General features: G+C 32.8%; 18 protein-coding genes and 1 pseudogene. 11 read left to right on the top strand and 8 right to left on the bottom strand.

Annotated elements, in window-relative coordinates; translation table 11 throughout:
• The first annotated feature begins 74 nt into the window (after positions 1-74).
• Together MUA21_RS11700 and MUA21_RS11695 are read left to right on the top strand one after the other, a co-directional pair.
• A complete protein-coding gene (locus tag MUA21_RS11700; RefSeq protein ID WP_107525339.1) occupies positions 75-1,454 on the top strand; it encodes an NAD-dependent succinate-semialdehyde dehydrogenase in 1,380 nt (459 codons plus the stop codon).
• Positions 1,455-1,597: 143 nt separating this feature from the next.
• On the top strand, positions 1,598-2,983 hold the full coding sequence (locus MUA21_RS11695) for an APC family permease (RefSeq protein ID WP_262561339.1): 1,386 nt from the start codon (positions 1,598-1,600) through the stop codon (positions 2,981-2,983).
• A 105-nt stretch (positions 2,984-3,088) separates the two neighbouring features.
• On the opposite strand, the gene MUA21_RS11690 is transcribed toward MUA21_RS11695, so the two are convergent.
• From MUA21_RS11690 to MUA21_RS11670, 5 genes are all read right to left on the bottom strand, one after another.
• Positions 3,089-4,096 carry a PTS sugar transporter subunit IIC gene (locus MUA21_RS11690; RefSeq protein WP_107525338.1) on the bottom strand — a complete coding sequence of 336 codons (1,008 nt, stop codon included), beginning with the start codon at positions 4,094-4,096 and terminating at the stop codon, positions 3,089-3,091.
• Positions 4,097-4,480: 384 nt separating this feature from the next.
• Positions 4,481-5,371, bottom strand: coding sequence for a fructose bisphosphate aldolase (locus MUA21_RS11685; RefSeq protein ID WP_262561335.1), 891 nt, complete (start codon positions 5,369-5,371; stop codon positions 4,481-4,483).
• A gap of 136 nt (positions 5,372-5,507) precedes the next feature.
• Complete coding sequence (locus tag MUA21_RS11680; protein WP_241957525.1) at positions 5,508-5,930, bottom strand: class I SAM-dependent methyltransferase; 423 nt, start codon at positions 5,928-5,930, stop codon at positions 5,508-5,510.
• A complete protein-coding gene (locus MUA21_RS11675) occupies positions 5,920-6,132 on the bottom strand; it encodes a hypothetical protein (RefSeq protein WP_241957524.1) in 213 nt (70 codons plus the stop codon). Before MUA21_RS11675 ends, MUA21_RS11680 begins: the two co-directional genes overlap by 11 nt.
• A gap of 155 nt (positions 6,133-6,287) precedes the next feature.
• Positions 6,288-6,743 carry a DUF805 domain-containing protein gene (locus MUA21_RS11670; RefSeq protein WP_105873983.1) on the bottom strand — a complete coding sequence of 152 codons (456 nt, stop codon included), beginning with the start codon at positions 6,741-6,743 and terminating at the stop codon, positions 6,288-6,290.
• Between the two features lie 425 nt (positions 6,744-7,168).
• On the opposite strand from MUA21_RS11670, the gene MUA21_RS11665 reads away from it, so the two are divergent.
• Positions 7,169-8,791 carry a BCCT family transporter gene (locus MUA21_RS11665; RefSeq protein WP_107525337.1) on the top strand — a complete coding sequence of 541 codons (1,623 nt, stop codon included), beginning with the start codon at positions 7,169-7,171 and terminating at the stop codon, positions 8,789-8,791.
• A 201-nt stretch (positions 8,792-8,992) separates the two neighbouring features.
• Here MUA21_RS11665 and cudC read toward each other — a convergent pair whose 3' ends face one another.
• Entirely contained in the window at positions 8,993-9,547 is a 555-nt protein-coding gene (gene cudC, locus MUA21_RS11660; protein WP_046206624.1) for a choline uptake/conversion transcriptional regulator CudC, read from the bottom strand.
• A 204-nt stretch (positions 9,548-9,751) separates the two neighbouring features.
• On the opposite strand from cudC, the gene betB reads away from it, so the two are divergent.
• Both betB and betA read left to right on the top strand, forming a co-directional pair.
• On the top strand, positions 9,752-11,245 hold the full coding sequence (betB, locus tag MUA21_RS11655; protein ID WP_105873984.1) for a betaine-aldehyde dehydrogenase: 1,494 nt from the start codon (positions 9,752-9,754) through the stop codon (positions 11,243-11,245).
• 60 nt (positions 11,246-11,305) lie between these two features.
• A complete protein-coding gene (gene betA, locus MUA21_RS11650) occupies positions 11,306-12,988 on the top strand; it encodes a choline dehydrogenase (RefSeq protein ID WP_046206626.1) in 1,683 nt (560 codons plus the stop codon).
• Between the two features lie 370 nt (positions 12,989-13,358).
• Here the strand turns inward: betA and MUA21_RS11645 are convergent.
• Positions 13,359-15,515, bottom strand: a pseudogene (locus tag MUA21_RS11645) (bifunctional glycosyltransferase/CDP-glycerol:glycerophosphate glycerophosphotransferase).
• Positions 15,516-15,903: 388 nt separating this feature from the next.
• On the opposite strand from MUA21_RS11645, the gene MUA21_RS11640 reads away from it, so the two are divergent.
• On the top strand, positions 15,904-16,530 hold the full coding sequence (locus tag MUA21_RS11640) for a nitroreductase family protein (protein WP_064209169.1): 627 nt from the start codon (positions 15,904-15,906) through the stop codon (positions 16,528-16,530).
• 383 nt (positions 16,531-16,913) lie between these two features.
• Positions 16,914-18,056 carry a CapA family protein gene (locus tag MUA21_RS11635; protein WP_262561328.1) on the top strand — a complete coding sequence of 381 codons (1,143 nt, stop codon included), beginning with the start codon at positions 16,914-16,916 and terminating at the stop codon, positions 18,054-18,056.
• A gap of 105 nt (positions 18,057-18,161) precedes the next feature.
• On the opposite strand, the gene MUA21_RS11630 is transcribed toward MUA21_RS11635, so the two are convergent.
• Complete coding sequence (locus MUA21_RS11630) at positions 18,162-19,100, bottom strand: nucleoside hydrolase (protein WP_262561327.1); 939 nt, start codon at positions 19,098-19,100, stop codon at positions 18,162-18,164.
• 211 nt (positions 19,101-19,311) lie between these two features.
• Between MUA21_RS11630 and MUA21_RS11625 the strand changes: the two genes are divergently transcribed.
• The 4 genes from MUA21_RS11625 to MUA21_RS11610 all read left to right on the top strand — a co-directional run bounded on the left by MUA21_RS11625 (position 19,312) and on the right by MUA21_RS11610 (position 24,672).
• On the top strand, positions 19,312-20,724 hold the full coding sequence (locus MUA21_RS11625) for an MFS transporter (RefSeq protein ID WP_046206630.1): 1,413 nt from the start codon (positions 19,312-19,314) through the stop codon (positions 20,722-20,724).
• A 345-nt stretch (positions 20,725-21,069) separates the two neighbouring features.
• Entirely contained in the window at positions 21,070-22,566 is a 1,497-nt protein-coding gene (locus tag MUA21_RS11620; protein ID WP_262561326.1) for a DUF6583 family protein, read from the top strand.
• A 19-nt stretch (positions 22,567-22,585) separates the two neighbouring features.
• The gene (locus MUA21_RS11615; protein WP_262561324.1) at positions 22,586-23,752 is read left to right on the top strand and encodes an ABC transporter permease; all 1,167 of its coding nucleotides are present in this window, start codon (positions 22,586-22,588) and stop codon (positions 23,750-23,752) included.
• Positions 23,749-24,672, top strand: a complete 924-nt coding sequence (locus MUA21_RS11610; protein ID WP_262561322.1) for an ABC transporter permease — start codon at positions 23,749-23,751, stop codon at positions 24,670-24,672. Before MUA21_RS11615 ends, MUA21_RS11610 begins: the two co-directional genes overlap by 4 nt.
• Positions 24,673-24,681 lie beyond the last annotated feature (9 nt).

The following is a 24,681-nucleotide window of genomic DNA, read 5'->3' as shown; positions in this document are numbered from 1 at the left end:
AATTTTATTTTTAAATAACGGGTATAGTTAAGTCATACCTCATAACAAAAATAAATGTAAAGGAGAGAACAATAATGAGTCAATTAGAAGTTTATAATCCTTCTACCAATGAAATTATAGAACGTTTAAACTACACAAGTCATGATGAAATCCATTCACAAATTGAACGTGCACGTACAGCATTTGAAGAATGGAAATTAGTTGATGCACACGAACGCTCAGCAAAGTTATATCAATGGGGGAAACTCATTGATGAACATCAGGATGAACTGGCGAAGCTTATTACACTTGAAGGTGGAAAACCTTTAGCAGAAGCTAAAGGGGAAGTCATATATGCGAATGCTTATGTAAAATGGTATGCGGAAGAGGCTAAGAGAGTATATGGACGTACGATACCTGCAAATACGTCATCTAAGAAAATAGTGATTGATAAATTTCCGGTTGGTGTAGTAGGCGCGATAACACCTTGGAATTTCCCGGCAGCGATGATAACGCGTAAAATGGCGCCTGCATTAGCTGCTGGATGCACAATCATTTGTAAACCTGCTGTCAAAACACCTTTAACAACCATTAAACTAGTTGCACTAGCACATGAAGCCGGCATACCCAAAGATGCGATATCCTATATTATTGCGTCTGGTAAAGATGCAGGTGATATCTTCACCACACATAAACTGATTAATAAAGTGACATTTACTGGATCGACTGCTGTTGGAAAATCACTGATTGAACAGTCAGCGCAAAGTGTGAAAAATGTAACGATGGAGCTAGGTGGTTTAGCCCCTTTAATTGTGCATAAAGATGCTGATATTGAAGCAGCTGTAGAAGGTACGATTGCTTCTAAGTTTAGAAATGCAGGGCAAACATGTATCTGCGCGAATCGTATTTTTGTACATCGAGATATTGCTGATCAATACACAAACCGTTTGATTGAGAAAGTCAACGAACTTTCTGTTGGTGATGGTCTGCAAAATGATGTAAACATAGGACCACTCATTGATAAAGCTGCAGTTGAAAAAGTGATGACACATATTACAGATGCACAAGCTAAAGGTGGAAAATTATCACGGTCAGTAGATGAAATACAAGCGTTAAAAGGAAATTTCCTAAAACCAGTGGTTATCTCTAATGTGAATTTAGATATGAAAGTAATGCATGAAGAAACTTTCGGTCCAGTTGCACCGGTTATGGTTTATGAAGATTTAGATGAAGCAATAAAAATGGCAAACGATACAGAATTTGGCTTAGCTTCTTACTTCTTCACAAATGATTATCGTACAGGATTAAAGCTTTATAATGAGTTAGAATATGGTGTTGTTGGGTGGAATGATGGTGGTCCTTCAGCTGCTCATGCACCATTTGGTGGTTTGAAAGAAAGTGGTTATGGCAGAGAAGGTGGCACTGAAGGTATAGAGCCATATTTAGAAACAAAATATTTATCCATAGGTATTTAAAGTGCAAGTTAGAAAGCACTGGTTGTAAATAAAGCAAAACGTATGAATCTAAACGAACAAGAAAGTGATGATTAGATTGAAACTAATATAGAAAATTTAAGCTCATTCACTTTTAATTCAATGAATGTTATGGGGTATGTAAAATGAAATCTCAATTTAATAAGACGATGAATATTGTTGATGTCTTATTTCTGGCAATCGGCGCAATGCTTGGATGGGGCTGGGTCGTATTATCAGGAGAATGGGTATCAACAGCTAGTTTTGTAGGAAGTGTTGTGGCATTTTTACTCGGTGGATTTTTAGTCATTGTCATCGGACTTACATATGCAGAATTAGCTGCAGCAATTCCAGAAACTGGCGGCGGTTTTGTATTTGTTAAAAAAGCTTTTTCACCAGGCGTTGCCTTTATATCAGGTTGGTCCGTATTATTTGGCTATGTTTCAGTTATTACATTTGAAGCGGTCGCATTGCCCACAGTGATCGACTATGTTATTCCATTTCAACATCAAGGATTGATGTGGAATATCGCGGGGTGGGATGTATACTTCACATGGGTTATCATTGGCTCAATTGGAAGTGTCATTTTAACTTCACTTAATTATTTTGGTGTAAAGCCTGCAGCAATCATGCAAACAGTTTTCACAATTTTTATTGTAGGCGTTGGCTTATTACTTGTATTTGGTGCAGGATTTAATGGTAATTTCAACAATTTACAGCCATTTGAAAATGGTATTGGTGGAACGATGTCTGTATTAATGATGATTCCATTTCTGTTTGTGGGCTTTGATGTCATCCCACAAATTGCAGAAGAAGTTAAAGCACCTGCGAAAAAAATTGGCGGTATTTTAATATTATCAATTATCGCTTCTGTGATTTTTTATTTGCTCATTGTATTTGGTGTAGCAACAGGTTTATCACCTAAAGCTCTAAGCAACAGTAATTTGGCGACAGCAGATGCAATGGCTAACTTATTTGGTCATAGTGGATTTGGCGTCTTGCTCGTATTAGGTGGCGTAGCTGGTATTATTACAAGTTGGAATGCTTTTATTATTGGTGGTAGTAGAATTCTGTATGCTATGGCGAAAAATCACATGATTCCTAAATGGTTTGCATTTATTCATCCTAAATATAAGACACCTACACATGGTATTTTGTTTCTTGGTATCTTAGCGTTTGTTGCACCACTTTTAGGTAGAGCAGCACTTGTATGGATTGTTAATGCTGGTGGTATTGGTGTGGTATTAGGGTATTTACTTGTAGCGATTTCTTTTATGAAGTTACGCAAAGTGCAACCTGATTTAGCTAGACCCTATCGTATAAAGAATGGAAAACTCGTTGGTAGTATTGCTATTGTTTTAAGCGTTTTGTTTATAGTCATTTATTTACCAGGTATGCCATCATCGTTAGCATGGCCTTCCGAATGGCTTATCGTATTGGCTTGGTATGCAATCGCAGCAATTTTATATGTAACACAAACAAGAAAAGCTACTGCAAATGTCCCTGTAAACGCACGTGTGGATAAAGAGTAGAGTGAGATTGAAAATATATTTATCATTACATTGATTTAGATGAACATAAATAAATCCTGGGGCGTGTAAATTGTCTCAGGATTTGTTTTATATTGTATGTCGTTGCTATTTTGCAATGTGAATCAGTTGGTCACCAGGACGTATCCATTGTTTTTTAAAACAAATTCTATAAAGAAAGAAACTGATAATGGCTGGCAATAAAATGTGGAAAGTAAGAATTAAGGACCAAGTCTGTATAGAGCCCCCCATTGTATTGATAGTCATAATTTGACCGATGAAGCCGCTTGTGCCCATACCAGCACCTGCAGCATTATTTGTCATAGGGAAGCACGTTGTCATAATAGGTGCAACAATAGCGCTTGTAAGAGTAGGTGGTAGTAAAATCATTGGATGTTTAATGATATTTGGGACTTGCAACATACTTGTACCAATACCTACAGAAAGCACACCACCCCAACCATTATCTTTATAGCCAGTAACTGCAAAACCAACCATTTGTGATGCACAACCAATTGTTGCTGCGCCTGCAGCGAGGCCATTCAAATCTAACATCAACGCTAAAGCTGCACTTGAGATCGGTGCAGTTAAAGCTAAACCAAAGATAACAGAGACTAAAATACCCATGATGAATGGTTGTTGATCCGTGGATGCAATGATAATTTTGCCTAAGCCTGTCATAAATTGATTTAATGCTGGTCCAAAAGCCTTTGCAATAAAACCACCAATTAATATCGTTAGTAGTGGAGATAAAATGATGTCGATTTTTGTTTTGCCAGCATATAATCTACTCAGTTCAACAACGATGACTGTAGCGATATAAGCGCCCACTGGACCACCATTAAAAGTTGTATAACCTAATGTACCTACGATAACACTAGAAAATGTAACGAGTGGTTTTGCGCCTAAACCGTAAGCTATCGCCACACCAATAGCGGCACCAGTCATGGACATTGCTACTTGACCGATTGCTGATAAAAATGTCAGATTTAATTGTGGTAATAATGTTTGTTCTCCAAGCGTTTCTAAAATCAATCCGATAATCAAAGAGCCAAATAACCCTAAAGCCATATAACTTAGCGCTTCAATGATCCATCTATGTAGATAATTTTTCATACTTCCTCCCCTTAAAACCATTGATAATTAGCAAATTAATATAATTATATAGTTTGTCGTGGTTTATAGCTAGTCTATTTAAGGATTTCTTAAAAACTTACATTAAACATGCTTGCTAAAAAATATTGAAAACATTAAGGAATAGTCTCAGTGAGCACATGTTATTTCAAATGCAGGATTCGATTTTTTATGATAAAAAAATGCGTTAGTTAGATTGAGTATAGCAAGATAAGTAATATTGACTGAGGTGTGTAAGACGTTATTACAAATCGCATTTAAACATTGTTATATAAAAACACACCCTGACATTAAAGATCAGGGTGTGTGTTAAGCTTTATTTTTGCCATGTTTCCTGGGAAATATAAAGCTATTGCTGAATGGTTATTAAGCTTTGTTTACTGATGCATCATAGATAGAATCGATTGTATCTGCTAAAATTTTATCAAATTCTTCATCTGATTGATTGACATTTAAGTCATTGATTAATGCACGAGAGAAACTAGCAATTAAGTCTTTGTTTTGTTTTAAAACTTCGTTAGCATGTTCTCTACTATAACCACCGGATAAAGCAACGACACGAACCACATTAGGGTGTGCGATTAATTCTTGATATTGGTTAGCTTTAGTTGGGATTGTTAATTTTAACATTACGAGTTCATCGTCATTTAATTTATTTAGCTCAGCTAATATTGCACTTGATAAGTATGATTCAATCTCTGCTTTGTTATCAGCATTGATATTTACCTCTGGTTCGATAATTGGGACCAATCCAGCAGAGATGATTTGTTTTCCAATTTCGAATTGTTGTTGTACAACTTGGTCAATACCAGTTTTATTAAATTCTAAAATATTAGAACGCATTTTTGTACCGAAAATTTTATGATCATTTGCACGGTTTAATAATTTATCTAAATCTGGAATTGGCTTCATTAATTGCACGCCGTTTTGTTCTTCAGCTAAGCCTTTATCAACTTTTAAGAAAGGAACGACACCTTTATCAGCTAAATAGTCACCAGTATGTTTACCTTCTACCTCACGGTCCATCGTTTGTTCGAAAAGAATTGCACCAATGATTTTATCGGAACTGAATGCAGGTGATGAAACAATTCGTGTACGCATATCATGTACAAGTTTAAACATTTCATTTTCACTGTTATATTGATCTTCAGTTACACCATAGTCACTTAATGCTTTAGGTGTACTGCCACCACTTTGGTCTAATGCAGCAATGAATCCTTTGCCGTTTTTCACTTTATCAAATTGTTCTTTATTCATTCTTACCACTCCTTTTGCTTTTATTCATATATAGTATGATAAAAATTAGGTGTCAACGCAAGTTGTAGGCTCTAAGTGAAACGAATTATTCATATTTTAATATGGTTAGCAATGTTGTATGTTTCATAATCATATATTATTTCGTTAATGCTATTAAAAATATAGGTGTTGGATTATAAAATTCATCATGTGATTGATAAATACGTTTATGAATGGTCGTATCTACATGGATGGGTTTTGTATTTATTTGCTTAAGGATATTTAAATCGTATTGAGGGCGGTCGTAGTGATTAATTGAAATACTTTGTTTTATATTTTCACTCTCTGCTAACATCGTGTCTCCTAAAGTATGATGCGCGTGGTGATTTGGTATATCACTATAATCTGTAAAAGCATCGTTGCCATAATCTCCATCGATATTAATGAGTGTAGCATTTGGTTTTAAAACGCGTAACCATTCTTGGTAGGCAGCTTTTGTATCTGGTAATAACCATGTAACATTTATAGAAATGACTAGGTCAAAATACGCATCGTCAAAATGTAAATGTTCAGCATCCATGACTTGAAAGTTGACATAGAATTGCTAGAAAACCTGCGCCTGTGCCAATGTCTAAGATTTTCATACCGGGTTCGATTGTTATAATTTGGTTTATTTCAGATAGCCATCTTTCTGCGTGCACACTTTTAAGTTCTGCTTGCTTGTCTTTGCTAAAAGAAGTCGCACGCTTATTCCAATAATTAATGATTTTATTTTTGTTCATGTTAAATACCTCATTTATTATAAATACATTATATATGAATTATAAGCTATTTTAGTTGAAAAGTATGGGATTAATAGTTTTGCAAAAAGAAAAACGGGACAGGAATCGCTTGTAAAGCATGATTTCTGACCCGTTCTTTATGTGCGTTTTTCTAATTACTTACGTGGTAATCCGTATTGATTAACTACTTTGTCACTATCGGTAATCATGTAAAAGAAAGCGACAATATTTAAAATGAAGAAAATAATGCTACTAATGCCGAAAATAACTGCTAAAATATTGAAAAATAAGCCGTCACCAGATGGGATAAATGAGGCAATTAAAAATAACACGAAAAAGACGCCGAATATAATTGGAAAAGTCATCGTCCGACCAATATCATGCATGCGTCTTGTAGCCACTGAAAAATCAGGAATAAAGATAATAATTGTAAATAAAGCGCTAATTGCGTCACTTATCGACGTTGGTATTTTGAAAATATAGTCTAATAGTATAGCCAATAGAATAGTGATTAATATATTGACTAAAAATGGAAACCACAATTCTTTTCTTCTAGCACGCCCTTTAAAATCAAGCGCATTTTTCCAATACAATTTATAATAATGCCACATGATATAAACTCCCTTTGTTAAATATCGATAATCACCAATATTATTTTTAAAAAATTAAAGTATATTGAAACTTAATTGTGTGTTGAATTTACTATAGAAAAAGGAAAATAGCAACTGTTTGAAAAAATATAAAAATAATATTAATACACAAATAACGCATAATAATACAAAAAGAAAGTTTGTTCCGTTCGTTAATTTCGTTAAATTTAAACTTAACACTGTGATTGTAACGATTTTAGAGACTGTGACTAATAGAAATATTATATATTTATTCATCTTTTGTGTTTGTGTTTTTTGAATGCAATTTGCATTATTATTAAAAGTTCGTTAGGCTCATGTTTGTAATTTAATAAATGGTTTTGCTAAAAAATTATAGTGATTAGCAAATTTTTTACATATTTTACTAACAATAAGGGGTGTCTATTGTGAAAAAAGAAAGAGTAAAAGTAATGGATTGGACGACCTTTATAGGGTCTTCATTGATATTACTGATTGCAGTTATTCCGATGATGGTTTTTCCTAAGGCCAGTCAGGACATAATTACGCATTTAAATGAGGTCGTGTCGAGTACACTCGGCTCAATATATTTATTGATTGGACTTGCAACGTTAATATTTGTACTTTATATTGCATTTGGTAAATATGGTAATGTGACGCTTGGTAAAGCGACAGACAAGCCTGAATTTAATAATTTTAGTTGGGCAGCTATGCTATTTTGTGCCGGAATTGCTTCAGATATTTTATATTGGGGCGTTATTGAATGGGCATTCTATTATCAAGATCCTCCACATGGCGGTAAAGGAATGACGGATAGTGCATTGAATTACGCTACTATGTATGGCATGTTCCATTGGGGACCAATTGCTTGGGCCACATTTGTATTGCCAGCACTAGCAATTGGTTATCTTGTTTTTATTAAGAAAAAACCAGTTTATAAAATTAGTCAAACAATGCGTCCGATTTTAAGAAGTCAGACAGATGGTATTATAGGAAAAATAGTTGATATTCTATTTATTTTTGGTCTGCTTGGTGGCGCAGCTACTTCATTAGCACTGGGTGTGCCAATGATTTCTGCAGGCATAGAAAAATTAACAGGTATTGGAGACAGTATGTTGATGCGTAGCATTATTCTCTTCACAATTACAGCTGTCTTCGCATATAGTTCTTATTCTGGTTTGAAAAAAGGAATTAAAGTTTTAAGTGATGCGAATGTTATTTTAACTTTTGTATTACTAGGATTTGTATTTATTGTTGGACCGACTGTATTCATTATGGAAACGTCCATCACTGGTATGGGTAACATGATTAAAAATTTCTTCCAAATGGCTACATGGATTGAACCATTTGGCGGTATAGGTGGTCGTAAAGAAACGAATTTCCCACAACAATGGACGATTTTCTATTGGTCATGGTGGATTGTATATGCGCCATTTATAGGATTGTTTATTGCGCGTATTTCTAAAGGACGTACACTTAAAGAAATTGTGCTTGGAACAATTGTTTATGGGACGTTAGGATGTGCACTGTTCTTTGGTATTTTTGGAAACTATGCAGTTTATTTACAAATCACTGGTTCATTCGATGTGATCCATTTCTTAAATACGCATGGTACAGAAGCTACTATTATAGAAGTTATGCATCAATTACCATTCCCTAATTTAATCATTGTACTATTCTTGTTATCTGCATTCTTATTCTTAGCGACTACATTTGATTCAGGTTCATATATCTTGGCTGCAGCTTCTCAAAAGAAAGTCATCGGCGAGCCATTAAAAGCAAATAGATTGTACTGGGCTTTTGCATTATGTCTATTACCATTTGGACTGATGTTAGTAGGTGGTGAACGAGCGTTAGAAGTCTTGAAAACAGCTTCTTTATTAGCTAGTGTCCCGCTGTTGGCTATATTTGTCATGATGATGATTTCATTCTTAAGGACATTGTCCGAAGATAGATTGAAACTAGAAGATAGAGCCGAAAAATATAGGGAAGTAGAAAGACGTTCGTTACGTATAACACAAGTAAGAGAACGGAAAGAAAATGATAAGTAATATAAAACAAGCGCACCACTATCTTATTTTACGGTGAGATAGTGGTGCGCTTATTTTGTATAGAGACAGTGATTCGGATTACTTTGTAAAACGAGTAGCATGTATAGTATTCAATCACTATGAACACATACTTAAAGCTGAGACATTATAAACTGTCTCAGCTTTTTAACTAAAAATGTTAAAAGCAAGCTTCCAACATAACTATGACTCTTTTTTTTCTGGAATTGGGAAATATTTAAATATTTCACCAGATTCTAATGCATTGCTTAAATTATCTAACCATTCATAATAAGGTAAAGTATCTAATAATTGTTGTTTAACTTCCTCTGCTTCAGATTTTGTAGCTTCATCTGCTTTGCTGTTATCAATAATCTTATCAAGGATGGCTACTGCATCATGAACACCTTCTGAATTAATAACAATTTCACGACGCCATTTGCGTGAAAAGAAATTACTAAAGAAATTAAAGAAATCTTTTTCAGCGACAAAATGTTGTTTTCTACTTCCCCTTGTGAATTGTTGCTTAACAATATCAAATTCTTGCAATCTTTTAACACCAGCACTCATGCTGGGTTTGCTCATTTGTAATTGTTCTCTCATTTCATCAAGTGTCATACTGTCTTCAAAGAGCATTGTTCCAAATAAGTTTCCTACACTTCTATTGATGCCGTACAAATCCATGGTTTCGCCAATAGCATTAATAACGATATCCTTAGCTTCCTCTAATTGATAATCAGGGTTGGTCGAATGTACCAATTGTCCACCTCCGTTCAAGTCCTTATAGAGTTAAGTGAAAAATAAATAGTGAGTTTCTATAGTTTACCTTCCATATAAAAAAGATGCATGCATAAACCCCTATCATATTTAAACACATTTGACACTTTTTCAACTACTATGATAACATAAAGTTCATAAAATTCGTTAAATAAAAATTTAACAAACTTAACGGAGGTAATTTTAATGGAACTTGTAGATCATTTATCTCGTCTTCAATATATAGATGGAGAATGGGTGGAAAGCTCAAATAAGCAAACGAGAGAGATTATTAATCCATATAATCAAGCAGTTATTCTTGAAGTAGCAGAAGGAACTGCAGAAGATAGTGAACGTGCAATTTTAGCAGCAAGACGCGCTTTTGAAGCAGGCACATGGGCTAATGAAACAAGTGAAAATAGAGGTAAAAAAGTTAGAGCAATAGCTAATATGATTGAAAAACATCGTGAAGAATTAGCGAAACTTGAAACGTTAGATACAGGTAAGACATTAGAAGAGTCTTATGCTGATATGGACGATATTGCAAATGTATTTAACTTTTTCGCTGGGTTAGCAGATAAAGATGGGGGAGAAATTATTGATTCTCCTATTCCGAATACAGAAAGTAAAGTCGTTAAAGAACCAGTTGGTGTAGTAACACAAATCACACCTTGGAATTATCCTTTACTTCAAGCATCTTGGAAAATTGCGCCAGCATTAGCGACTGGTTGTTCTTTAGTAATGAAACCAAGTGAAATTACACCATTAACAACAATCCGTGTGTTTGAATTGATGGAAGAAGTTGGCTTCCCTAAAGGTGTCATTAACCTAGTATTAGGTAAAGGTTCTGAAGTTGGAGAACCACTATCAGCACATAAAGATGTCGATTTAGTTTCATTTACAGGCGGCATTCAAACAGGTAAACATATCATGAAACAAGCGGCAGATCATGTAACAAATGTTGCTTTAGAACTCGGTGGTAAAAACCCTAATATTATATTCGAAGATGCAGACTTTGAACTTGCAGTTGATCAAGCGCTAAATGGTGGCTTTTTCCATGCAGGTCAAGTATGTTCAGCTGGTGCAAGAATCATAGTAGATAACAAAATAAAAAAACAATTTGAACAAGCGTTAATTGAAAGAATTAAAAATATTAAATTGGGTGACGGCTTTAACCCAGAAACTGAAATGGGTCCAGTAATCTCTGCAGAACATAGAGAAAAAATAGAGAAATATATAGAAATAGCTAAATCAGAAAATGCCACTATTGCTATCGGCGGTAAACGCCCAGAACGTGAGGACTTACAAGACGGCTTATTCTTTGAACCAACAGTGATTACTGATTGTGATACTTCAATGCGTATCGTTCAAGAAGAAGTGTTTGGACCTGTAGTAACAATCGAAGGTTTTGATACAGAAGCGCAGGCAATCACACTAGCTAACGATTCTATTTATGGACTAGCTGGCGGTGTATTTACTAACGATGTTGGTAAAGCAGAACGTGTCGTTAATCAATTAAGAATGGGCACAGTTTGGATTAACGATTTCCATCCATATTTTGCGCAAGCACCATGGGGCGGATATAAACAGTCAGGTATTGGTAGAGAACTTGGAAAAGAAGGTCTAGCAGAGTACCAAGTTGAGAAACATATCCTTCGTAACACAAAACCAGAGCCTGTAAATTGGTTCGGTAAAGCGTAACGTTAATCACAAAATTTACGATGAAGCTTATAAATATGTATATCAGGAGGCTATATAAAAATGAGAGAAGCATATGATTATATTATTATCGGAGGCGGTAGTGCCGGATCAGTATTAGGTGCGAGAATTAGTGAAGATGTATCTAATAACGTACTTGTACTTGAGGCAGGACGTAGTGACTATCCTTGGGATTTATTAATCCAAATGCCAGCTGCTTTAATGTATCCAGCAGGTAATAAACTGTATGATTGGATTTATGAAACTAACGAAGAGCCACATATGGACGGTAGAAAAGTAGGTCATGCCCGTGGTAAAGTGCTTGGTGGTTCAAGTTCTATTAACGGCATGATTTATCAAAGAGGTAACCCAATGGACTATGAAAAATGGGCAAAACCTGAAGGCATGGATAATTGGGATTTTGCACATTGTTTACCATACTTTAAACGTTTAGAAACAACATTTGGTTCAAGTAAAGATGATCCATACCGTGGCCATCATGGTCCGATTAAATTAAGAAGAGGCCCTGCATCGAATCCATTATTCCAAGCGTTTTTTAATGCAGGTGTAGAAGCGGGCTATAACAAGACACCAGATGTTAATGGTTTCCGACAAGAAGGATTTGGTCCTTTTGATAGCCAAGTTCATAATGGTCGTCGTGTTTCAGCTTCAAGAGCATATTTACATCCAGCAATGAAACGTAAAAATTTAGACGTACAAACACGTGCTTTTGTTACTAAACTAAATTTTGAAGGAAATAAAGTAACTGGTGTTACATTTAAGAAAAATGGTAAAGAACATACAGTTCATGCTAAAGAAGTCATTTTATCAGGTGGTGCGATAAATTCACCACAATTATTACAATTATCTGGTATTGGTGATTCAGAACATTTACGTTCTGTAGGTATCGAGCCACGTTTACACTTACCAGGTGTAGGCGAAAACTTTGAAGACCATTTAGAGGTGTATGTGCAACATGCATGTAAACAACCTGTATCAATGCAACCAAGTTTGAATAAATTGAAAATGCCATTTATTGGTTTGCAATGGATATTAGGTCGTAAGGGTGCTGCAGCATCCAATCATTTTGAAGGTGGCGGCTTTGTTCGTTCTAACAATGAAGTAGATTATCCAAACCTAATGTTCCACTTCTTACCGATTGCAGTAAGATACGATGGTACTAAAGCGCCAACTGCACATGGTTATCAAGTTCACGTTGGTCCAATGTACTCTAATTCACGTGGCCACTTGAAGATTAAATCTAAGGATCCATTTGAAAAACCGGATTTCGTCTTCAATTATTTGTCTACTGAAGAAGATAAACGTGAGTGGGTAGAAGCAATTAAAGTAGCTAGAAATATCTTATCTCAAAAAGCTTTAGATCCATTCAATGGTGGAGAGATTTCACCAGGACCTGAGGTTCAAACAGATGAAGAAATTATCGAATGGGTAAAACGTGATGGAGAAACAGCATTACATCCATCTTGTAGTTGTAGAATGGGACCAAAATCTGATGAAATGTCAGTAGTAGATCCTGAGACATTTAAAGTACATGGTATGGAAAATTTACGTGTCGTAGATGCTTCAGTTATGCCACGTACGACAAATGGTAATATCCATTCTCCAGTATTGATGATAGCTGAAAGAGCTGCTGATGTAATTAGAGGTAAAAAACCATTAGAACCTGAATATATTGATTTTTATCGTCATGGTGTACATGATAAAGACGCAGGTACAGTAAAATAAAGTACATGCTATTAATATATAAGAACCTCCTATTTTCATTCGTAATAAATGAAAACGGGAGGTTTATTTTAATGGATTGAAACCATTGGTTATGAAATAACAACCTCTTTAATTTATGAAGCTGAATACGCTAAGTTGAAGGTGTGTTTCCTTTAAACTATAGTACTTCAGTGACAGTGATTTAAGAACGTATTTTTCTCCAAGTATAGTCTGCGTGCAAGACTACTAGTTTAAACTACTTACACATATTGTACTTCAGTGGATCAAAGATGTAAGATTTTAAAAATAATAGCGCGCTAATCCATCATGGATTAGCGCGCTTGTTTGTACACAGCCATATATAAGCTATGCGCATGATATCTTTTAATATTTATTGATTTTTGGTAATTAAATCAGCGATTGCTTTAGCAGCATTACCATTTTCAATTGAGCAAAAATCATTATAAAATTTATCAATTTTAGGTTTATAATCAGTTTCAATTTGATTTAAATGTTGTAAATCTTCAGCTAGTTGATATGCATCTTGATAAATAGGACCTGGTAAATCTTTGTGATAGTCTAAATAGAAGCCTCTTAAATCTTTAGCATATTTTTCTAGATCATAAGCAAAGAAAATTTGAGGTCTTTTTAATACGCCATAGTCAAACATTACAGAAGAATAATCTGTGATTAAGCAATCAGAAATGAGATATAATTCTGAGATGTCACTATAGTTTGATACATCGATTGCAAAATCTTCATAACCTCTTAGATCTAATGCGTTAGCAATAAGATAATGCATCCTTAATAGAATAACATAGTCATCACCAATTTTTTGCTGTAAATTATTTAAATCGATTTTTAAGTCGAATAAATATTTTCCTTTTTTGACAAATTCATCATCACGCCAAGTTGGTGCATACATAATTACTTTTTTGTCTTTAGGTAAATTTAAGTTTTCTTTAATTTCTTGAATGTAAGCTTGATCATTTGCACGATTAACTAAGACATCATTTCTAGGATAACCAATTTCAAGTATTTTTTCTGGTGGCATCCAAAAAGCTGTTTCAAATATCTTAGATGAATAAGCGTTTGGAGAGACAAGGTAATCCCATCTGCTTGTTTCTTCTTTGAAATTACGTTTATAGTTATCAGTTGTTGTTCCAGGCATACGGATGACTTTCATATCATTTGCTAAGCGTTTTAAAGGCGTGCCGTGCCAAGTTTGAATATAAACTTAGTTAGCTTTTTTATTTAGGTATAATGGGAGTCTTGCATTTGTTACCCAGTATTTTGCACTAGCGTAAGCTTCATAGTATGCGTTAGAACCCTTTTTAACTTTTTTGGCAGGTCCTGGTAAATAGACTTGATCAGGTTTTCTGAATACCCAAATAAATTCATAGTTTGGATGGTATTTCATCATATACTCATAGATATACTTTGGACTGTCACTATAATTTTTACCACCAAAAGCTTCGAAAACGATTGTATTCGGCTTAACTTTGTTTTCGCTATCTGTAAGTTGATATAATGAACGGTTTTTATTTTTTCGACGTAAAACAACATTTTTAGCTAAGCGTGCACGCTTTCTAAATCGATTTACTTTAAATGCCGGCTTTTTCTTATTAAACATAAGCATTAATGATTCTAAAATAAATAATGGTTTCTCGCTTTTGAATATTGTAGTCATTAACTGTCTTGTGACTTTTGGTAAAAGCTCACTATTTGATTTATATCTTTCAGGTGTTTTTCTTAATGATGGCTCAAACGAATCTCTATATAAATTTTTCATCTTAGTTTTAATGAATTTTTTGTTTTCTTTTAAAGGCGCACGTTTTACAGCGTCTGAAAAACTATAAACGTAGTCATTAAAAATAATATTGAAATCTTGAGTTGACAACGTCGGTTTTTCAAACGGATCATAAATTTCTCCTTTAATATAGAAAGGGAATCTACTGATTCTTACAAAACCGTTTGAATATTTAATGAATTCTAAGACGAAAGACCAGTCGATAAAGATATCTAAATCTTCATTGAATTTAATATTATGTCCACGCATAATTGCTGTTTTAAAAACGATATTACAAACAGAATGTTTACGTAGAAATTGATTTGATTTTGTTTTAGTGTTTAAATATTGCACTTTCACTAAATTTTGATCGACGTATTGTGGCACATCTAAAGTGAAAGAATGAATAGGTGCAATTAAAGCATCGTATTGATTTAAATGTTTCATATAGAAAGCTAACGCATAAGACGCAAGATAATCATCAGAATCTATAAATATAAAATAAGGTGATGTTACTGAATCTAGCGCAATATTTCTTGCATAAGCATGTCCGAAATTTTGAGTTAAATCAATTTCTTTAATTGAGATGTTCCAATCTTTGATTGTTTCAGTTGCAATAGCTTTTGAACTATCAGTTGAACCATCGTTCACTAATATTAATTCAAAATCTTGGAACCTTTGATTTTTTAAACTGTTTAAGCAATTTTCAATATAATCTTCGGAGTTGTAATAAGTTACAATTACTGATACAGATTTCATTATTTTACCTCTTTTTCCATTAACTCTATTTATTATTTGAATAGCATACTTGTGCTGATAATATTCAAAATAATAGGGTGTTTTTTTAAAATAACTTCACCGTTTAGGAGTTAAAACGGATTTATTTATTTTACTACAATATAAATATATATTCAAAACATCAACTATTGTTTATTTTCAATTACACTTTTATAAAAATTATTGAAATAAACGTTTTACTTAAATCTTAATTATTTTGATAAATTAATAACTTCATTATAGGGAATTCTAGAGGCAAAATAAAATATTTCCAAACTAGAAATCATTAAATATTTAAACAGATGATTTGTAAAATATAACAAATTGCGTATAATTTGATTTTGTAAAAAATATTAAGGAGAATTTTGGAATGAAGAATAATGATTTTGAAGATGTTGTGTTAAATAGGAAATCTGTAAAAGTGTTTGATGAACAAGTTAAAATTCCTAGAACTGAAATGGATGAGATGATACAAAAAGCAACAAAAGCGCCATCGTCTGTGAATATGCAACCGTGGAGATTTTTAGTGGTTGAAAGTGAAGCAGGAAAAGAAAAATTGAAGCCACTTGTTCGTTTTAATACCCGTCAAAATGATACATCCGCAGCTATGGTTATTATATTTGGCGATATGCAAAATTATGAATATGGAGAAGACATCTATCATAATGCAGTTTTAAATGGTTATATGCCTGAAGAAGTAAAGGTTGAAATGTTAGGCAAAATATTGCCTTTATATAAAAGTTTAAATCGTGCAGAAATGAATGATATTATAAAAATTGATAGTAGCTTAGCAGCAATGCAATTTATGCTCGTTGCTAGGTCTTATGGTTATGATACAAATCCTATTGGTGGTTTTGAAAAAGATCAAATTGCTGAAGCATTTGATTTAGATCCAGAACGCTTTGAACCAGTAATGATTGTTGCTATAGGAAAAGCTAAAAATCCGGGTCATGACTCTTATAGATTGTCAGCGGAGACTGTTACAAAATATGTTTAAAATTTATAATTTTAAGGAAGCTAAGTTAAATAGTAATAACGACTTGAATATTGAATGGCTGAAGAATGTTAATAATTTATCGTTAGCTAGCTATGAATGTCATTTCTAAGATGACTAAAATGATAAATTAGCAAAAAGCAATAAATGCTTGAACATAAAAAGTTGATACTCAAAAATAAGCAGGTGAATCTAAATAAGGTTTGCGTGCTTATTTTTATGGTATTTATTACATAACCAAAAATACATTTCTATAAATATGTGTAATAAAAGCTTAACTTTTTGAACTTTATTATGTTATAAATAGTTTATAAATGTAGGAAACGGTAGGATTCGTAATTAAAAAAACAAGCTAACAATTTATATTGTATAGTAGAGGTGTTTGTGTGTTGAAATATAAAATTTTACTTCCTTTATTGTTTTTGTGTTTTATCATAGTTGGTGCATGTTGCTTATTAAATATTAAGCATTTGAGTCAGAACGTTTCATTTTATGCGGTGGGGGATAATTTAATTCATCCAGCAGTTTATCATGATGCTTCAGTGAATAACGGAAGTTTTGATTTTAAACCAATGTATAGTCATTTGAAAAAAGACATTGAAGCTTCGGATATAGCTTATATAAATCAAGAATCTCCCATTGGTGGAGATAGCAAAGGATTGTCTGGGTTTAAGCGCTTTAATACGCCAGAAGCTATAGCAAAAGATTTATCTGACTCAGGGTTCAATTTAGTGAACGGTGCTAATAATCATGCATTAGATCAAGGGACGAGTGGACTTATGAATGAAATTGCACTTTGGAAGCAATTTGATGATATTGAATATTTTGGAACATATAATTCACAAAACAATAGAGATACAGTTCAAATTATGAATAAAAACGATATTAATATAGCTTTATTGAGTTATACATATGGCACGAATGGTATTCGATCGGATAAACCATATTACATAAATTACTTTGATGAAAAACAAATAAAAAGAGACGTGGCTAAGGCAAAAAAACAAAGTGATGTTGTTATCGTTTCAGCACATTGGGGTAATGAAGGTAAACATAAACCAAATAAAACACAACAGAAATATGCGAAAGTGTTTGCTGATGCTGGGGTAGATGTAGTGATTGGAACGCATCCTCATGTCATTCAACCTGTGAAGTGGATTAAGGGTAAAGATAATCATAAAACATTAGTGGCTTATTCCCTGGGAAATTTTTTGAATGGTCAAACAACAGGTGATGAAAACAATGTACTGGGAGGTAATTTAGCGTTCGATATTGAAAAAACACCGAAGCAAACTAAAATCAAGCAAGTCAGATGGAAATCACTAGTAACACATTATGAGCTGGAACCGACTTTATATAGCAATAAGAAACAAAATTTTAAAATGTATCCTTTAAATCAATATAATAATGAGTTAGCACGTAAGCATGGTTTAAATCAAAAAAATCAAGGTAATGTTAACGTGGAACGTTTAGAGGAAATCACTAAAGCAAACATTGATCCTGAATTTTTGACTAACGAAAGTTTCTGATTATTATTTATTTATAAAATGAATATGCTTATTTAATAGCATAAAAAGAAGAAGCGTAATCAATTCACATGTTTTGATTGTGCTTCTTCTTTGAGTTATGTGTATTTATTTTACTTGCTTAGCTAAACTTGTAATGTAATTAAAAAAGCTATCATGTTCAACATGATGTACCACAGAAACTAACCGGCCATTTGCTTCATCGATATATGTACATCCTTGACTAGGACCATCAACATGAACAGAAGTTTTTACATCGTGTTGTTTTACTAAGTCTGGTTTACCGACATAAGCAGTTGTTAAAACATCCCATAAGAAATATGTAGAATTTGTTTGGAAATGTGTGAGCGGTGGCACAGCAGCATAACTTACACCTAAAAAATCAACACCAGTATAAGCGCGTTCGTTGGCCCACATTTGTCTAATGTCCCAAGTCATAGGTACTTGATTCGTACTTTCTAAAGCGACCATATCAATCTTTAGTTCTGTATCAAAAATGGTTTTAACAGCTTCAGGGTCCCAAAATGCATTCCATTCAGCCGTGCCGTCATGTTCGGGTTCTTCTACATTCCCTTTTTCTAAAAATGTGCCTCCCATCCATACTAACCGTTCAATATTATTTACGAGTTTTGGTTCAACGGAGATAGCTTTAGCTAAATCCGTAAGCGGCCCAGTAAATAATAATGTAACTTTTTCATCGTTCGCGTTTACTTTTTCGATAATATCTTCATATGCCTCATGTGTTAATATTTTAAAATGTTGCGAAGTAGGCTCATTCAGTATAGGTAATGCATCCATAAAGAAAGCATGCATACGCCAATCTTTTGGGAAAGGATTTTTGCCGCGTGCTTTTGATGCTGCTACATGGACAGGCGTTAATGAAAAACGATTTATTATTTTTTGTGATGCACTCACAGCTGGTTCTATGTAACTGTCAGCACCGATTGCACTGACACCAATCAAATCGACTTCTTCCATTTGAAGTAATAAGAAAAGCGAGATTAAATCATCTACACCACCGTCATGATTAAAATAAACTTTTTTCATAAATATAATCCTCCGAATTCAATGATTTTAAATCATTATACCAAACTCAGTTATTAGTATAAGCAATTTAAACAAAAATTCATAAATCTTTAGCACGTGATATTAAAAGCCACAGGGCGGGAAAATTCTGAAAATAAAAATTGTAAGTGTTTATATATATGTGTAAAGGTTATGTTATATCTATGGAAGTAAATAAGGGGTGTTTTTATTTGTGAAGTTTAAAAAAGAAAAAGTGAATCATGTAGATTCAAATCAAGCTAAAAAAGGTGTAGTAGCAACGGGGATAGGTAATGCAATCGAATGGTTTGATTTTGGATTGTATGCACAATTAGCAGTGGTGATTAGTGCGAATTTTTTCGGTAATTTGCCACAAGAAATGCAAATTGTGTCAACCTTTGCAGTTTTTGCTTTTGCATTTATTGTAAGACCAATTGGAGGAATATTTTTCAGTCATTTGGGAGATAAATATGGTAGAAAAATAGTTTTATCTACTACCATTTTATTGATGGCTGCCTCTACATTAATGCTCGGTTTGTTACCAACGCAGGAACAAATCGGTATTTGGGCACCCATACTATTATTAGTAGTTCGAATGATTCAATCATTCTCCACTGGTGGGGAGTATGCAGGAGCGATGACTTATATTGCTGAGACATCTCCAGATAAAACACGAGGTAAATTAGGCAGTGGACTAGAAATAGGAACACTTGCAGGAAATATATTAGCTGCAATACTTGCTGGTACAATGTATAGTTTGTTGAATGACCAGCAAATGGCTGAATGGGGTTGGAGAATTCCATTTATTATAGCAGCGCCATTAGGTATTGTTGGTATTATACTTCGTTCGAGTCTTGATGAAAGTCCAGCTTATGAGTCCACATTAGAAGAACAAAAAGAATTAGAATATTCATATTTAGATATTTTTAAATATTATTGGAAAGACGTTGTAGTTTGTTTTACAGGCGTAGCTTTCTTGAATGTAGCCAATTACATGGTATTGTCATATATGCCTTCGTTCTTGAATACGACGATTAATTTAGGTGGGACAATGGGTTCAATATTAAGTACAATCACTATGTTGCTCATGATTCCAGCTGTATTTTTCTTTGGGTGGTATAGTGATAAAATTGGAAATAAACGTACGATTATATTTGGTTTAGCAGGTTTCAGCTTATTCTCAGTGTTAGCATTTTGGTTAATGAGCATACCGATGTTGCCTTTAGTTATCTTAGGTTTATTTATCATTGCATTATTTATGTCAACATTTGAAGGTGTTATGCCTTCAGTGTTACCAAGTATGTTCCACACTAAAGTCAGATTGCGTACGCTATCGCTGGTATATAATATAGGTGCTGCTATTTTTGGTGGTTTAACACCATTTATCCTTTCTACACTTGTAGAGACAACTGGCCAACAAATTGCACCTTCCTATTATTTGATGTTTATAAATATTGTTGGCTTAATAATCTTTGTAACAATGTTCAAATCAACATCTAATAAATCTTTAAGAGGATCATATCCAAATGTAGAATCCCAAGAAGATTACGAAGATGTGATTCAAAATCCAAAAGATGCATTGTGGTGGGAAAAAGAAGTTAAACACGAAAAACGTAGCACAACATAGCATGATTGAAATCACAGTTCTTTAACAAAATATTTTAGAATTTTGGTTTTAAGATTGAGCCTCAAAAGGTTGCTAATAAAAGTAATCTTTTGGGGCTCATTTTATATTCGTATTGAATTTCATTGATAATAATTATTTTACAAATTAAGAGGAAATATAAAGGTGACTACATATGTATTGAGTGCACAATTGATTGGATGTAATGATATATTACAAATATTAAAAATGTTTGATAATTAATTTAAATAACAAGTGAAAAATAAAAGAAAAATCAAATAAATAAATTAATATTAAGTCTTTTATGGTATTATTAAAACAATCAAACTTAATGGGAGGTTGAGGGGTATGTCTAAAACAGTAAAAATAATTGTCGCAGTTGTGATTGGTGTGCTTTTAATTGCCGGTATTGGGGGAGCTGCTTATTACTTTTTTATCAAAAACACACCTAAAAACACATATTTATTGAGCGAAAAGGAAACAGCTAATCAATTTCAAGAATATACTAAAGATCGATTTGAAAATGAATTTAAATTTCAAGATAAGATGAAAGATGAATCATATCTGATCAATTTAAAAGGAGACGCCGATGTGCCTAAAAATTTATTAGAATCATCAGGTATTCCTAAATCTGTCGCAGATGCTTCTGAAGTGGGATTGACAGTGGGACACGATCCTAAAAAAGAAAAATCAATTTTGGCTTTAAACCCAACGATAGCAGATAATGAAATCGGTAAGTTTCAATGGGCTGCAGACAAAGACAATCAATATTATGCATCACCATTATTTAACGATGTTTATAAAGCTAAAAATGATGAACTTGTAGATGCTTTTGAAAAAATAACTGGAGATACATCAAGTACTACAGGTAAAGAGAATGTAGTGACAAATGATACATTAAACTTAAATTCATTATTATCGGGGTCACAAATTTCACAAAAAGATATAGAAAAAATAAGTAGTAAATATACAGATGTAATCATTGATAAATTAGACAAAGATAATTTTGAAAAAGAAAATGCTACGATTGATGTAGATGGCGATGAACAAGATGTTAAGAAAGTAACATTGAAACTTAGTAAAGGCGAAACAAAAGCGATTGTGAAATCAGTTTTGGAAAAAGCTAAGAAGGATAAAGATATTAAAAAAATAGCCGAAGATCAATTCAAAGCAGAGGATTATGAAGATAAAATTGATGAAGCGATACAAGAAGTGAAAGATAAAGATAAAAATGATTTTCCAAGTATTAAATCTGTAATTTGGGAAGAAGATAATTTAATTTTAAAACGTGAATTAACTGCTAAAGATAAAAATGATTCAGAAGTAAAATTAACAGGAACGAATCAAATTGATGATGATAAACTAGCTGTGAATTATAAAATTGCTGCAGATGATACTGAGTTATCATTAAAAGGTAAATCTGCAAAAGACGATGATAAGTATAAAGACAATTATACAATTGGGGCTAATGAGCGTTACAAAAAATCTACGATTAAGTTATCAAACAATGAGACTCAAGATGGTGACAAACGTACAGACAAAGGTAAAGTGAGCGTTGATGCAAATTATCGCAAAACTGAATTTGAATATAATAATCATTTAGAAACCGATGTGAAGAATAATACGCAAAAGCAAGATTTTAAATTGACTACAGATATTCGATATCAACCAGTAACATTTAATATCAAAGGTGAAACAAAACTTAAAGAAGATATTAAATTCGAAAAATCAGGTGCCAAAGATTTAAATGGATTGTCCGATGATGATTTGAAAAAATTACAAAAGGAAATTTCTAAAAAAACAGAAGGTATCATTAAAGATTTAGCAAAAGATTTTAAAAAATAACTAAAAGGAGAGTGGTAAAATGAAAACATTACAATTGTTTCGCATTTACCACTCTTTTTTATTAAAAAAATGGTATTTACTACTATATTTATTGATTATAGTTATAGGGTTGTTTACTACTTTAATAGTGATTCAACAATTAAATCAAGATAATGAGAAATTTAGAATTGGTGTTGTGGATAAAGATCGATCTCCAGAGACGCAAATCATATTGAAATCACTAGGTGATGGTGCGAATTTGGGGAAAGATATTAGCATAAAAAAATATGACCAAAAAGTAGCTGAAAAAAAGTTAGAGAATAAAGCATTAGAGGGTTATTACGTGTTTGAAAAAGGTATGACACAGGATTTTTATAAAAATGGAAGTTTGCCTATTTCAGTACATACATATGATCAACAGTCTACCAAAAGTTTAGTCATTAATCAGTTAACAGACTCAGTATATCAAAGGCTTATGTTATCGATGGGTGGAGGTCTAACCTATACAACGTTGTCCTCACATAATTATAAAGATCATACATTAATGCTGCTAACGGATTTATTGTTTACAGGACTAAATCGTGCTGGCGCATTTGAATATGAACCTATACATATATATGACAGTGCAAGTTATTATGTAATTACAACGTATTTAACATCTATTTATATTTTTGCTTTGTCAATATTTACTATTTTGAAAATGAATCAAACGACTGCATTGTGGTCAAGATTAAGCATGCACCATTTTTCTTTTGAAAAATTAACACTGATAAGAAGTTTATTTACACTGTTTTATACAGGATTATGGACGATTTTTGGTGTGCTTTGGTTGATTAAATCCTTGCCAAATCAGTTTGAAAGCTATAATTGGTTAACGATTGTAATTCAACTGAGCTATTATGTCTTGATGATTATCATTTGGTTAACCATTATTGATTTAATTGCTTTTAAATGGATGAACTATGTACTGAAAAGTATATTGAGCATATTGATTGTTCTATTGTCAGGGATGACGATACCAACCATTTATTTTAAACATTCTATATTAGGGATGGTTGATTACTTACCATTTAGTTTTGTAACAAATCAAATGCTGGAAATTGTATTGAATAATTATATTTTAGATGTACCAATAACTTTTTATAGCAGTTTATTTATATCAATTTTCATCTTAGTCTTGATATTGATTGGGAGGTATCGCTTATGATTCAACCCTATTTCTTCATAATTATAAAAAAACAGTGGAAACAACATTTAGTCTTTATTTGTATCTTATTATTCTCTTTAATTGCTATTTGGGGGATATACAAAACACTAAATAAATCATTTCAAATTCCTGTAGCAATACAAGATTTAGATCAATCTGCAGCGTCTAAAAATTTAATCAAAAACATCACAAGTAACGAATTCATTACTAAAATAAAAGTGCCAACTGAAGAAACGTATTTGGATGAATATATAGAAAGAAAAGAAGCGGTAGTAAGTTTACAAATACCTAAAAATTACAGTCAAAAGTTGCATGATAATCGTTTAAAAGAAACAATTTTATTATATGGAAGAGATGATTTTATTGGTGATATTACCTTAGAAATCATAAGCATGTCATTATATGAACAACAGATACCTAATATCGTTAAAAGTCATTTAGATGATAATGGTGATCGTACATCTTTGAACACAGTAAATAAAATATTGAATGATAAGACACCTCAATCTCAAATTGTACATTATTTTGTAAAGTCACATTCAGATACTTCTATTTCATTGAGTGTTGTTTTTGCGATATTGTTGAGTATGAGCAGTGTGCAAATTATTTTGCACCAAAGATTAAAACAGAATGGGCCTTTGAGAAGAATTTTTTTAGTTCAATATAGTCAGGTGAAATTGTATCTTACTTACATACTGATACATACGATGCTATTGTTAATGATATTAATCATAAGTGCATTATTGTTTCATCAATCATTAACATGGATATTTTATTTAAAATCACTGTTTATTATTGTATTATTTGAAGCCGGTGTTGCTTTTTTATTATTTAAAATTAATACACTTAGTCATAGGTTATTTATGACGTTTATATATGCGCTTGTCATAAGCGTGATTTATATCCTTATACAAATTTAGGAGGGATGG

The sequence above is a fragment of the Staphylococcus ureilyticus genome, from assembly GCF_025558845.1.
GTDB classification, from domain to species: Bacteria; Bacillota; Bacilli; order Staphylococcales; family Staphylococcaceae; genus Staphylococcus; species Staphylococcus ureilyticus.
This window is presented reverse-complemented; position numbering and strand designations above follow the sequence as displayed.

Bases quoted from the DNA above. Each gene is read 5' to 3' on its own strand.
- MUA21_RS11610 (WP_262561322.1), top strand. From the start codon at position 23,749: ATGATTCAACCCTATTTCTTCATAATTATAAAAAAACAGTGGAAACAA.
- MUA21_RS11675 (WP_241957524.1), bottom strand. From the start codon at position 6,132: ATGAACAAAAATAAAATCATTAATTATTGGAATAAGCGTGCGACTTCT.
- MUA21_RS11680 (WP_241957525.1), bottom strand. From the start codon at position 5,930: ATGGATGCTGAACATTTACATTTTGACGATGCGTATTTTGACCTAGTC.
- betA (WP_046206626.1), top strand. From the start codon at position 11,306: ATGAGAGAAGCATATGATTATATTATTATCGGAGGCGGTAGTGCCGGA.
- MUA21_RS11615 (WP_262561324.1), top strand. From the start codon at position 22,586: ATGAAAACATTACAATTGTTTCGCATTTACCACTCTTTTTTATTAAAA.
- MUA21_RS11695 (WP_262561339.1), top strand. From the start codon at position 1,598: ATGAAATCTCAATTTAATAAGACGATGAATATTGTTGATGTCTTATTT.
- betB (WP_105873984.1), top strand. From the start codon at position 9,752: ATGGAACTTGTAGATCATTTATCTCGTCTTCAATATATAGATGGAGAA.
- MUA21_RS11685 (WP_262561335.1), bottom strand. From the start codon at position 5,371: ATGAATAAAGAACAATTTGATAAAGTGAAAAACGGCAAAGGATTCATT.
- MUA21_RS11630 (WP_262561327.1), bottom strand. From the start codon at position 19,100: ATGAAAAAAGTTTATTTTAATCATGACGGTGGTGTAGATGATTTAATC.
- MUA21_RS11690 (WP_107525338.1), bottom strand. From the start codon at position 4,096: ATGAAAAATTATCTACATAGATGGATCATTGAAGCGCTAAGTTATATG.
- MUA21_RS11670 (WP_105873983.1), bottom strand. From the start codon at position 6,743: ATGTGGCATTATTATAAATTGTATTGGAAAAATGCGCTTGATTTTAAA.
- MUA21_RS11640 (WP_064209169.1), top strand. From the start codon at position 15,904: ATGAAGAATAATGATTTTGAAGATGTTGTGTTAAATAGGAAATCTGTA.
- MUA21_RS11620 (WP_262561326.1), top strand. From the start codon at position 21,070: ATGTCTAAAACAGTAAAAATAATTGTCGCAGTTGTGATTGGTGTGCTT.
- MUA21_RS11700 (WP_107525339.1), top strand. From the start codon at position 75: ATGAGTCAATTAGAAGTTTATAATCCTTCTACCAATGAAATTATAGAA.